This window comes from Ensifer adhaerens, assembly GCF_013283195.1.
GTDB classification, from domain to species: domain Bacteria; phylum Pseudomonadota; class Alphaproteobacteria; order Rhizobiales; family Rhizobiaceae; genus Ensifer; species Ensifer adhaerens_G.
Genome location: NZ_JABEKT010000002.1, coordinates 1,385,810 through 1,397,669 on the forward strand (window position 1 = coordinate 1,385,810; position 11,860 = coordinate 1,397,669).

8 protein-coding genes and 1 pseudogene are annotated in these 11,860 nt (G+C 63.2%); all 9 read right to left on the reverse strand.

All coding sequences use genetic code 11. The annotated features are described in order from the left end of the window. Nucleotides 1-76 precede the first annotated feature (76 nt). The gene (locus LPJGGPFB_RS22680; protein ID WP_173422138.1) at nucleotides 77-1,069 is read right to left on the reverse strand and encodes an ABC transporter ATP-binding protein; all 993 of its coding nucleotides are present in this window, start codon (nucleotides 1,067-1,069) and stop codon (nucleotides 77-79) included. Beyond that, nucleotides 1,066-2,052 (reverse strand): ABC transporter ATP-binding protein, encoded by a 987-nt coding sequence (locus LPJGGPFB_RS22685; RefSeq protein WP_112811596.1) that lies wholly within the window; start codon nucleotides 2,050-2,052, stop codon nucleotides 1,066-1,068. Before LPJGGPFB_RS22685 ends, LPJGGPFB_RS22680 begins: the two co-directional genes overlap by 4 nt. Continuing rightward, nucleotides 2,045-3,535 carry an amidohydrolase family protein gene (locus LPJGGPFB_RS22690; RefSeq protein WP_173422139.1) on the reverse strand — a complete coding sequence of 497 codons (1,491 nt, stop codon included), beginning with the start codon at nucleotides 3,533-3,535 and terminating at the stop codon, nucleotides 2,045-2,047. Before LPJGGPFB_RS22690 ends, LPJGGPFB_RS22685 begins: the two co-directional genes overlap by 8 nt. Beyond that, a complete protein-coding gene (locus tag LPJGGPFB_RS22695; RefSeq protein ID WP_173422140.1) occupies nucleotides 3,532-4,725 on the reverse strand; it encodes an amidohydrolase family protein in 1,194 nt (397 codons plus the stop codon). Before LPJGGPFB_RS22695 ends, LPJGGPFB_RS22690 begins: the two co-directional genes overlap by 4 nt. Nucleotides 4,726-4,728: 3 nt before the next feature. Further along, entirely contained in the window at nucleotides 4,729-5,679 is a 951-nt protein-coding gene (locus tag LPJGGPFB_RS22700) for an ABC transporter permease (protein ID WP_173422141.1), read from the reverse strand. A gap of 10 nt (nucleotides 5,680-5,689) precedes the next feature. After that, complete coding sequence (locus tag LPJGGPFB_RS22705) at nucleotides 5,690-6,661, reverse strand: ABC transporter permease (protein ID WP_173422142.1); 972 nt, start codon at nucleotides 6,659-6,661, stop codon at nucleotides 5,690-5,692. Between the two features lie 59 nt (nucleotides 6,662-6,720). Beyond that, nucleotides 6,721-8,279 (reverse strand): annotated as a pseudogene (locus LPJGGPFB_RS22710) (ABC transporter substrate-binding protein). Nucleotides 8,280-8,730: 451 nt separating this feature from the next. Beyond that, nucleotides 8,731-10,035 (reverse strand): HlyD family type I secretion periplasmic adaptor subunit, encoded by a 1,305-nt coding sequence (locus LPJGGPFB_RS22715; protein WP_173422295.1) that lies wholly within the window; start codon nucleotides 10,033-10,035, stop codon nucleotides 8,731-8,733. A gap of 2 nt (nucleotides 10,036-10,037) precedes the next feature. Then, entirely contained in the window at nucleotides 10,038-11,789 is a 1,752-nt protein-coding gene (locus LPJGGPFB_RS22720; RefSeq protein WP_173422143.1) for a type I secretion system permease/ATPase, read from the reverse strand. Nucleotides 11,790-11,860 lie beyond the last annotated feature (71 nt).

Genomic DNA, 11,860 nt, shown 5'->3' on the forward strand with positions numbered 1-11,860 from the left:
AGCAAACCTCTGAAAACAAAAAGCTCCGGAGGAAAATCCCTCCGGAGCTTTTCTCGTTCTGTCTATGGCGGTCGGCTTAAGCGGCCTGCGTCGCCTTTGTCGTTGCAGCAGCAGCTTCCTCGACGCGGTGGCATGCTGCGCGCGAGCCGTCGGCAAAGCTTCGCATCGCCGGGCGCTCGCTCTTGCAGCGGGCGTCGGCGAGCGGACAACGCGGATGGAAGGTGCAGCCCGACGGCGGGTTGAGCGGGCTCGGCACTTCGCTTGCCGTAATGCTGCGCTGGCGCTTCGGCTCAGCGATGTCAGGGATCGTTTCCAGCAGCAGCCGCGTGTAGGGATGCCGCGGATTGGCAAACAGCGTCTCGGTGTCCGCTTCCTCGACGATACGGCCGAGATACATCACCGCGATCCGGTCCGACATATGACGGACCACGCTCATGTCGTGGCTGATGAAAAGGTAGGTGAGCCCCATCTCGTCCTGCAGCTTGCGCATCAGGTTGAGGATCTGCGCCTGCACCGAGACGTCGAGCGCCGAAGTCGGCTCGTCGCAGACGAGGAACTCCGGCTCTCCGGCAAGCGCGCGTGCAATCGAGATGCGCTGGCGCTGGCCGCCGGAAAACTCGTGCGGGAACTTCGATCCGTCCGACGGCGCAAGGCCGACGATCCGCAGCAGCTCGCCAACGCGTTCCATCACCTCGGCGTCCGAATTGCGCAGCTTCAGTTCGCGAAGCGGCTCGGCGATGATGTTCTTCACCCGCCAGCGCGGATTGAGGCTGGCGAAGGGATCCTGGAAGATCATCTGGGCCGAGAGTGGTTCACCCGAGCGGCCTGGCGCAAAACGAACCTCGCCCTCGGAAGCGCGGTAGAGGCCGGTGACAAGACGAGCCACCGTCGACTTGCCGCAGCCGGATTCTCCGACGAGACTCAGGCAACCGCCCATCGGCACGGTGAAGCTGATGTCGTCCACCGCCCGTACAAACTGGCGCGGCTTGCGCTCCAGTACCCGGTTCAGCCACGGGGCTGACACATCGAAATTGCACGTCAGATCATTGACGGTCAGGGCGTCACTCATAGAACTCCTCCTGCATTGAGCCAGCAAGCACTGACGCCGTGGCCGACCGGGGTCGGTTCCGGGCGATCTTCACGGCAACGCCGCCCCGCTTCGGGACAACGCGGATTGAAGGCGCATCCGCGCGGGATGGCGTTGAGACGTGGCATTGAGCCGTCGATCTGGTTCAGCCGCTCGACGCGCCGGCCGAGCGCCGGGATCGATCCCATCAGCCCGCGGGTATAGGGATGGCGCGCATTGCGCAGCACTTCCTCCACCGGGCCGATCTCGACCAGGCGGCCCGCATACATCACCGCAACACGGTCGGCGGTCTCGGCAATGACGCCCATGTCGTGGGTCACGAGCATGACCGACGTGCCGTGATCATCGCAGAGGCGACGGAGCAAGGAGGTGATCTGCGCCTGGATCGAGACGTCGAGCGCCGTGGTCGGCTCATCGGCGATGATCAGCTTCGGCTCTGCCGCGAGTGCAAGAGCAATGACCACGCGCTGGCGCATCCCGCCCGAGAACTGGTGCGGATAGTGATCGAAGCGGGCCTCCGGTGCCGGGATGCCGACCTCCTTCAGCAGGTGGATCGCGCGATCCTTCGCCCCCTGCTTCGACAGCTTCAGGTGAAGACGGATCGTCTCGACCAATTGTGCGCCGACGGTAAAGAGCGGGTTCAGCGACGTCAGCGGATCCTGGAAGATCGCGCCGATCTGACGGCCACGCACGCTCTGCATGTCCTTGTCCGACAGCTGGTCGATGCGGCGGCCGGAGAGCCAGACCTCGCCGCCGGAAATCCGTCCCGGCGGTTCGAGCAGGCCCTGGACGGCAAGACCGGTCATCGACTTGCCCGCGCCGGATTCGCCGACCACGCCGAGGATCTCGCCTGGGCGAATGCTGAGCGAGACGTCGGAAAGGGCTGCCACGGTTCCGTGCCGTCCGGGGAACTCGACGCAAAGTCCGCGCACGTCGAGGACCGGCGAAGTTTTGGGTTCACTCATGCGGCAGAACCTCCAGGGGATAGCTGGGTGGGAAGATTTCGCTGATGGGCGGATGTGCCCAGCTGCGCTCCGGGTATTTCGCAATCAGCCTGTCAAATTGCTGCTGTGCCTGGTGGCGGGCCGCATCCATGTCGAAGCCGGCTACCTTGCCTTCGTGCATCGAGAGGCGGCCGTCGACGAAGACCGTCTTGGTGACACGCCCGGATCCACCGACGACCAGTGTCGTGATCGGGTCGATCGCTGGCGCCATATGATGATCCATCAGATCGAAGACGGCGATATCGGCGCGGGCACCCGCTTCGAGGCGCCCGAGATCGCTGCGTCCCAGAGCCTTCGCGCCACCGAGCGTGGCGGCATCGAAGAGATCGGCGCAGCTGACGGCTGCAGTATCGCCCTCGACGACGCGGCAGGTGATGAGACCGATGAGCAGGTTCATCAGCATGTCCGGCGGTGTCGTGTCGGTACCCATGGCGATGTTGATGCCGCGCTCCTTGACCGAGCGGAAGGAGTTGAGCGTGCTGCCGCCACGGGCCGAAACCATCGGGCAATGCACGATGCTGACGCCGTTGTCGGCATAGAGCGTGAGATCATTGGCGGTTGCCTGGGTGGCATGCGGCGCGATAAGCCGCGAGCTCAGGAAGCCGAGGCTCGCCATCCACTCGGGCGCCGTCTTGCCGTGAAGACGACGAACGGTATCGACCTCCATCGTGCCTTGCGCGGCGTGAAGCCGGATCGAGCAGTCGAGATCGCGCGCGGCGTCCGCCGTTCGCCTCAAGAGCATCTCCGTGCAGGTCTCGACCCTATCGGGCGCCAGAAGCCCGCGCACCAGGCCGCCATGGCGGCCGTCGTGATCGCGGATGAAGCCGATGGCGTCGTTGAGGCCCTGCAGCCCCCTCGCCTCGTCGAAGACGGCGTCGAGCTGCCCAGGGGCCTCCAGAACCATGCCGCCCGAGCGGTAGGCCGGGCTCAGATAGACGCGAAGGCCGAGATCACCGGCAGCATCCGAGGCCGCCGCGAATTCCTCGACCGTCTCACCCCACTCGCGATAGAACAGCGACGCGATCGGTGCAGCCGTCGTGATGCCGTTCAGCAGCAGTTGCGCGAAGGAGAAGCGTTTCTGGAACGCCAGCTCCTCTTGACTGTACATTTCATAAGGACCGCGCTCGACATAGGAGCGCGGCCAGACGCGACCCTTGGCCCAACCGGGCTGGTGGTCGACCGCCAGGATGGTCGTATCGAGGTCGGACAGGGCATCAAGATCGATCAGGCCGGGGCTGATCATCGCAGCGCCGAAATCGATCCTGCGTGCGACCTCTCCTTCGAATCGCGGCCCAACATAGAGCAGGCTGCCGCCTTCGATGACGACCTCACCGTTCGGGATCAGGCGATGGCTGCCGTCGCGGTGGCCGAGAACCCATTGCGCCGTCAGCAGCGTGCGGCCGTCAGCGCGGGCACCGAGTTTCAAATCCTTGAGATCGATCATGGGATGGCGACCTCCGCGACGCCATTGCGGGCGATGACGCGGCCGCGCTTGACCACAAGCGGACGCGGCGCAACTTCGACAACGGCATGGGCGAGCGTTTCGCCGGCAAGCAGGGTGAAGTCGGCGTTGCAACCGACGTCGAGGCCGTAGCCGGCGATGTCCATGACATCGGCACCGCCGGTGGAGCAGACGTAAAGCGCATGCTCCAGATCGACGTCGCGCCGCAGGCCGTTCTTCATGCCGAGGATGCGTGCACGATCCATCATGTCGGGCTGGCCCCACGGACCCCAGGTGTCGCGAATGCCATCGCAACCGGCCGCGACCTTCACGCCAGCGTCCTTGAGGCGCATGATCGACGGGACCGTCGAGGACGGCGAACCGGTCGTGACAATGCGCACGTCGAGCTCGGCGATCTGTTCGATCAGGCCAGCGACACGCAGATAGTCCGGAGCGCCGAGTGCAAAGGCGTGGCTGATCGCCACCTTGCTCTGCATGCCGAGCGCGCGAATACGCTCGAACATCATCTCCATGCTGAAGGCGCCGAGTTCGCCGGCTTCGTGCAGGTGGATATCGATCGGTTTTCCGTGTTTTTCCGCCAGACCGAAGACCGCATCAAGATGCCCCTTCGGGTCACGGTCGATGCCACAAGGGTCAATACCACCAAGGACTTCCGCGCCATTGCTCAGAGCCTTGTCGAGAAGCTCCACAGTACCGGGGCGCGTCACCAGACCCGATTGCGGGAAGGCGACGATCTCGATGTCGATGACGCCGTCGAGCGCCTCGCGCGTTTCGATGATGCCTTCCATCAGCGCCAAGCCGTGGGTGGTATCGATATCCACATGGCTGCGGATATGGCTGGCGCCGTTTGCCGCGAGCTGGATCGCCTGGCGCATCGACTGGCGATGCGGATCGATACCGATCTCCAATCGCTTCTCGCGCTCGAAATCGATGCGCTCGCGCAGAGTCGCCACCTTGGCGTTTTCGTGCCAGGGCATGCCCCAGACGGACTTGTCGAGATGGGTATGGGCTTCGACCAGACCGGGAATGGCGATGTGGCCAAGGCCATCCTCGACCGCCACGCCCTCGGCCTGAAGGTTTTGGCCGATCGCTTCAATCTTGCCGTCGCGGATCAGGATATCCGTCGGTGTGCCGCCGCTCGGACGGACGTTACGGATCAGAAGATTGGACATCATTCACCTCAGTTTCGGATTGAGAGCGTCGCGCAGCCAGTCACCCAGAAGGTTGACCGAGACGACGAGAAGGCAAAGCTGCAGGACCGGGAACAGAACGACCCACCAGACGCCGGAGAACAGGAACTGGTTGCCCAGCCGGATCAGCGTTCCAAGGCTCGGCTGGCTCGGCGGCATGCCGATGCCGAGGAAGGAGAGTGTCGCTTCCGTCAGGATCGCCATGCCGAAGTTCAACGTGGCGGCGACCATGATCGGCGTCAGCGTGTTCGGCAGGATATGGTTGAGCATGATGCGCCGCGCCGGCGTCTTCAGGAGGCGGGCCGCCTGCACATACTCCTTGCCGCGCTCGACGATGGTCTGGGCGCGCACCGTGCGGGCATACTGCACCCAGGCGCTGAGCGTGATCGCCAGCACGAGAACCGCTGCCGAGCCGACGTCGCGCAGTTCGGGCGGCAGCATCTGGCGGGCAACTGCACTGACGAGAATGGCGATCAGGATCGTCGGGATCGAGAGCAGGACATCGCCGATGCGCATCAGGACGTTGTCGACGATGCCGCCGAAGTAGCCGGCGACGAGACCGAGGGTGAGGCCAACGGTCAGCGACAGGATCACCGAACAGACGCCGATCAGGATCGAGATGCGCGAACCGTAGAGGATGGCCGACAGCATGTCGCGGCCCTGGGTATCGGTGCCGAGGATGAACGGCCACTGGCCATCAGCCTGCCAGATCGGCGGCAGCTCCGAATTCCAGAGGTCGAGCTGCGCCGGATCGAACGGGTTCTGCGGCGAGATCAACGGCGCGGCAAGCGCCGCGAGAATGAGGATCGTGAGGATCAGCGCGCCGGCGATTGCCGACGGGCTGCGGGTAAAGGACCACCAGAGATCGCTCTGGCGCCAGCGTGCGAGCCGGCCGATCTTGGCTGTCGGGGGTGTTTCCTGAGCCTGGTCAGTCATGGGGGCGGCCTCAGCGTGTGGCATCGCGAAGACGGGGATCGATGACCGCATAGGCGATATCGACCAGCGTGTTCAGCGTGACGAAGATGAAGGAGACGATGCACAGGTAGCCTGCCATCACCGGGATATCGAGGAAGGTCACCGCCTGGATGAACAGCATGCCCATGCCTGGCCACTGAAACACGGTTTCGGTGATCAGTGCGAAGGCGATCAGCGAGCCGACATTCATCGCCGTCATGGTGACGACTGGCATCAGACAGTTTCGAAGCGCATGGCGGAAATAGATGCGCCACCGCGGCACGCCGCGGGCACGGGCGAACTTCACGAAATCGGAACGCAACACTTCCATCATCTCGGCGCGCACGAGCCGCATGACGAGCGTGATCTGGTAGAGAGCGAGCGCAAAGGACGGCAGCAGCAGGGAAGCGCGCCCGGATGCGGTCAAGAGGCCGGTGCTCCACCAGCCGATCTGCACCACGTCGCCGCGACCGAAGGCTGGAACCAGACCAAGCGAGACGGCAAAGACGAGGATCAGCAGGATACCGACGACAAAACTCGGAAGCGAGACGCCGATGATGCTGACGAATTGCAGGCCTTCCGAATACCAGCGGCCGCGATGGATCGCCGTGAGAACACCGAGCGGAATGCCGATCAGGAGCGACAGGGCCGTGGCCACCAGTGCCAGCTCGATGGTCGCCGGGAACCGTTCGGCGATCAGCGTCATCACGTCCTGGCCGTTTCGATAGCTGATGCCGAAATCACCCTGTGCCGCATTGACGACGAAGCGCACATACTGGGTGACGAACGGATCGTTCAGGCCGAGCTTTTCACGCAGTTCGAGACGATCGGCCTGCGACATCTGTTCGTTGGCCATCAGTTCGACCGGGTCGCCGGCGAAACGAAAGATCATGAAGGCCATCAGCGCGACGGCAAGCATGACCAGCACGGCATTGGCCAGCCGCTTGATCAGAAAGACAATCATTGGGTTTCCCGCTCAGTGAGAAACCCCGACAGAGCAAGCTCTGCCGGGGCAATGTGGGCTTAATCGCCGATACGGGTGAGCCAGTGGCGCGGTTTGTTGTCGGCGCGGATGGTGACGTCGGTCACTTCCTTCGACATTGCCCATGCCATAGGCTGCTGATGCAAGGGGATCATGATGACCTGGTCCTTGGCAAACTTCAGCGCTTCGGTCTCGATTGCCAATCGCTTGTCGCGATCCATTTCGACGGCGGCCTTCTTCACCATGGCGTCGAGTTCGGGATAGGACCAGCCGCCGTAGTTGGCGACGCCTGCCGCCCCCTCGCGGGTCGAAAGCACCTGGATAAGCAGCGAGTAGGCATCGAGCGTCGGCTCGTTGGCCCAGCTGATCATGTAGGCGTCGGACTTGCCGCCGGCGCGCTTGGGAGCCTGAACGGCGCGCGGACCGATATCGAGCGTCGGCTTCAGGCCAACGCGCGACAGCATGGACACGAGCGCGCTGCAGACGTCTTCCTCGTTGACGCTCTCGTCGTTCATGCAGACGAGCGTGAACTCGGTTCCGACGGCGCCGGCTTCTTCGAGAAGCTTCTTCGACAGTTCAGGATCGTAGGCGGTCGGCACATCGAGCTCGGCGCTGTAGCCCGGGATCTCCGGCGCGACCATGGTGCCGGCGATGTGCGACTTGCCGCGCATGACGCGCTTGAAGATCAACTGACGGTCGATCGCATGATCGATCGCCTGGCGGACCTTGATGTCGTTGAAGAAGTTGTCACGGCCGTCGTTGAGCTTCTCCTTGCGGTTGAAGACGAGGTGGATCGTGCGCAGGTCGGAGCGCTCGACAACCTTGATGTTCGGGTCACTCTTCAGCCGGTCGAGGTCCTGGACAGGTGCGCCGTCGGTGAGGTCAATCTCGCCAGACAGGAGTGCAGCGACGCGGGTCGCAGCCGAGGTGATCGGGGTGAATTCGATGCGGTCGAGATTGTGCTTCGGCGTATCCCACCAGCCGTTGTTCTTGACCAGCACTGTCTTGCTGTCGGGCACGCGCGATTCGACGATGAACGGGCCAGTGCCGTTGGATAGGTGGTGTAACCCTCGACCTTGCCGCCGACATCGGTCGGCAGTTCGGACTTGTTCTCGACCAGCCAGTCCTTGTCGAACATGAAGATGTTGGTCATGTCGTTGAGGAACAGCGGGCTCGGGGAGTTCACTTCGATGTCGACCGTGTAGTCGTCCACCTTCGTGGTGGAGACATAGGCCGGAATGTTGCCGCGCAGCGGCGATGTCGGGTGACTGACACGGGCCATCGAGGCGACGACGTCATCGGCGGTGAAATCGGCGCCGTTCTGGAATTTTACGCCCTTGCGCAGATGGAAGCGCCAGACCTTTTCGGAGACCAGTTCCCACTTGGTGGCAAGTGCCGGCTCGACGACGAACTCGGGCGTGTAGCGGGTCAGGCCTTCATAGACGTGATTGAGGAAGGCGAGGTTCGACGTGCTGCCGTAGGAATACGGATCAAGCGAGAAGATATCCCGCGGGCTGCCCCAGCGCAGCGTTTCGGCCTGTGCCGTGGAGGCGAGAAAGGCGAATGCCAACCCCGCAAGGAGATGCTTTCTCAGTTTCATGTGGTTCCCTCTGTTTTTCCCATTCGTCGCCGTGCCGATCCGGTCGGTCCACGATCCTTCGATCGCTGGAGGCTGACGACGCTAGATTTGAAGTTGTTGGCGCTAATGTCAACTATTTTGTCGACAATTATGTCGGCAAGAAATGACAAACTCAATTTTCAAGGGGGAAACCACACGAAATCAGTGACTTTGAACTGCCGCCAGCTTGCAATCCTGGCGTGAGCAGCCGGGCGATTGCTCAGTTACTGAAGCAGATCCATGCCTTAGGAGACACGCTCAACCGATTTCAGCCGGTTCAAGACGAACCGCATGCGGGCCCAAGTCCGCTGGGCTTCGACTGCAACATTGCTCCTTGCACACCAAAACAGCCCGCCCCGCCACGGTCGAAAGACCGGATGGGACGGGCTGCATCTTTTCTGGCAGCAAGGGATCTATCGCGAAACGAGGTGGATCAGCTCTCGCGGAATGCCCGGCTGACCTGGTCCATCAGCGGCTTGATGAAGTACGACGCAACGCTGCGCTCGCCGGTGGCAATGAACGTTTCGACCGGCATGCCCGGCATCAGCGCGACGTTGCCAAGCCTCTCTATCTCTTCAGGCGTGATCGCGATGCGCGCGACGTAGAAGCTCGCACCGGTTCGCTGGTCGACCGACACGTCAGCCGACACCCGTTCGATAGCACCGGAGATCTCCGGCGTCGTCTTCTGGCTGAAGGCGGAGAAACGCAGGATCGCCTTCTGCCCGGAATAGATCTGGTCGATGTCCTGCGGCGCGACCCTGGCCTCGACGACGAGCTTGTCGATATCCGGCACGATCATCATGATCGGCTCGCCGGGAGCGACCACACCGCCAACGGTATGAACGGCGAGCTGGTGAACGATGCCGTTCTGCGGCGCGACGATATCGACCCGCTTCAGCTGATCTTCCGCCGCCACCTTGCGCTCGACATACTCGCCGATCCGGGCGTCCATTTCCCGCAAATCCGTTCCGACCTCTTCGGCCCATTGCTCGTCGACCTGGATGATCTGCAGCGATGTCTCGGCGATCTTCTCGTGCACGCCTGCCACCCCCGCGAGCAGCCTGCCCATCTCGCCGTCGATATCGGTTGCCTGGCGCTCGAGCGTGCTGAGCCGGCTCTTTTCCATCAACCCCTTGTCGTGCAGGAACGTGTAGCGACCGAGTTCCTCGTTGATGAGAACCCGCTCGCGGCTGCTGGCAGTGCGCTCGGCCTCCATGCCGCGGATCTCGTCGTTCAACTGCTGGACGCGCCGCTCCAGTTGCCGCTTCTTACTCTCGCGCACATCCCGGCGGCTTTCATAGAGCCGCTGTTCGGCATGCATCATCGCCGCCACTTCGGGATCTCCGCCGCGCGACAGCAATGTCTCCGGGAAGGCAACATGCTCCGAATGGTCGCGCTCGCTTTCAAGCCGCGCCTTGCGGGCGGCAAACTGGTCGAGGCTCTTGAGGATGATCGCCAGATTGGCCCTGGTCATCGTCGCGTCGATACGCATGACGACATCCCCCGCCTTGACCCGGTCGCCGTCGCGCACCATCAGCTCGCTGACGACGCCGCCAACCGGGTGCTGAACCTTCTTCAGGCTGCTCTCGACCACGACTGAGCCTTGAGCGATAACCGCTCCGACGATTTCCGTGCCGATCGCCCAACCGCCGAAGAGCCCAACCAATATGGCAAATCCGAGGGCGCCCACAATCAGATGGGTGCGGATCGAACGTCTGAGTGTCTGCCAATCGTCCATGTTCATGCCTTTGCTGCTTCTGCGGATTGCACCACCTTGAGCGCACCCGGATTGGCGGATGCCTGCCTCAGGACCTTCGAGAGAACTTCGTCCTTCGGTCCAAAGGCCTGCTGGCGGCCGGCCGTAAGCATCAACACTTTGTCGACCGCAAGCAGCGCACTCGGGCGGTGAGCGATGACGACGACGATGCCGCCGCGCTCGCGGATACCGAGGATCGCCGACGTCAGCGCCTCCTCACCTTCGGAATCGAGGTTCGAATTCGGCTCGTCGAGAATGACGACGAAGGGGTCGCGGTAGAGCGCACGCGCAAGCGCAATGCGTTGCTTCTGACCGGCGGAAAGCGGGCGGCCATTTTCACCGACTTCGGTGGAATAGCCCTCGGGCAGACTGACGATCAGATCGTGCACTCGGGCTGCGCGGGCGGCCGCGATGATGGCGTCGGGCTCAGCATCCGGATCGAACGAAGCGATATTCTCGGCGATGGTGCCGTCGAGCAATTCGATCGACTGCGGCATGTAACCGATATGGCGGGCAAGCGCCGCCGCCGGCCATTGGTCGGGCGTCGCGCCATCGAGGCGGATTGCACCGCGCGCCGGCCGCCAGATGCCGACGAGCAGTCGCGCAAGCGAGCTCTTGCCGGAGCCGCTGGCGCCGATGACGCCGAGCCCAGTGCCTGCCTCCAGCGTGAAGGTGACGTCCTGCAAGACGGCCTCGGTTGTTTCCGGTGGAAGGGCGCTGACGCGGTCGACGGAAAGAGCGTGACGGGGCGCAGGCAGATCCATGCGATCGGCTGCATCCGGCAAAAGCGCCAGCGTCTTCTGCAGCCGGCGTCGGCTTTGGCGCGCGCCAATGAAACCCTTCCAGTTGGCGATCGCCAGATCCACCGGCGCCAGCGCCCGGGCAGACAGGATCGAGCCGGCGATGATGATCCCGGGCGTCGCCTGCTCGTTGATGACGAGCCAGGCGCCGACCGCAAGAATGCCGGACTGCAGCATCATGCGCAGCACCTTGCTCAACACGCCGAAGCCCGAGGAGACATCGCTTGCCCGGCGCTGCTCGCGGGTGAAAGCACGGTTCTCCTCCTGCCAGCGGCTCCTCAGATGCGGCCCCATGCCCATGACCGAGATCACGTCGGCGTTACGGCGGCCGCTCTCGGCCATGCGATTGCGCTTGGAGGAATGGCGGGCAGCCTCTTCGACCGGCCGTTGTGAAACGAGTTCCGTCAGCAAGGTGATGGCGGCCAGGATGATGGCACCGGCGAGCGCGGTGACACCCAGCCAGAAATGGAAGGCGAAGCAGATGGCAATATAGAAGGGCAGCCAAGGCAGATCGAAGAGCGCTGTCGGCCCGCTGCCGGACAGAAAGGCCCGGATGGTATCGAGATCGCGCAGCGGCTGAGCATAGCGAGCGCTGATCGGTGCCTGCATCTGCAGCCCGACGATCGCATCGTAGATCCTTGGCGAAAGGGCCTGGTCGAGCCGATCGGCGATGCGTACCAGCAGCCTGCCCCGTAGCGCGTCGAACAACCCTTGAAACGCGTAGAGCACGACGACGATGGCGAGAAGGGCGACCAGCGTCGGCAGGCTCCGGCTCGGGAGCACACGATCGTACACTTCCATCATGAAGAGCGATCCGGTGAGGTAGAGCACATTGACGACGGCACTCATCAGGCCGATGCCGACGAAGGCGCTGGCGCAACCGGCGAATACGCCCTTGAACTGGCTGGAATTTCTATTGGATGAACTGTCGCGCATGGTCCCTGATCCGTTGAGATCGCGGCGGTAACAGGCAGGCATCACAAAGCGATGACATGCTTGAGATGGCT

Excerpts from the sequence above, each read along its gene's own strand:
- LPJGGPFB_RS22680 (WP_173422138.1), bottom strand. The coding sequence starts at position 1,069 with ATGAGTGACGCCCTGACCGTCAATGATCTGACGTGCAATTTCGATGTG.
- LPJGGPFB_RS22685 (WP_112811596.1), bottom strand. The coding sequence starts at position 2,052 with ATGAGTGAACCCAAAACTTCGCCGGTCCTCGACGTGCGCGGACTTTGC.
- LPJGGPFB_RS22690 (WP_173422139.1), bottom strand. The coding sequence starts at position 3,535 with ATGATCGATCTCAAGGATTTGAAACTCGGTGCCCGCGCTGACGGCCGC.
- LPJGGPFB_RS22695 (WP_173422140.1), bottom strand. The coding sequence starts at position 4,725 with ATGTCCAATCTTCTGATCCGTAACGTCCGTCCGAGCGGCGGCACACCG.
- LPJGGPFB_RS22700 (WP_173422141.1), bottom strand. The coding sequence starts at position 5,679 with ATGACTGACCAGGCTCAGGAAACACCCCCGACAGCCAAGATCGGCCGG.
- LPJGGPFB_RS22705 (WP_173422142.1), bottom strand. The coding sequence starts at position 6,661 with ATGATTGTCTTTCTGATCAAGCGGCTGGCCAATGCCGTGCTGGTCATG.
- LPJGGPFB_RS22715 (WP_173422295.1), bottom strand. The coding sequence starts at position 10,035 with ATGGACGATTGGCAGACACTCAGACGTTCGATCCGCACCCATCTGATT.
- LPJGGPFB_RS22720 (WP_173422143.1), bottom strand. The coding sequence starts at position 11,789 with ATGCGCGACAGTTCATCCAATAGAAATTCCAGCCAGTTCAAGGGCGTA.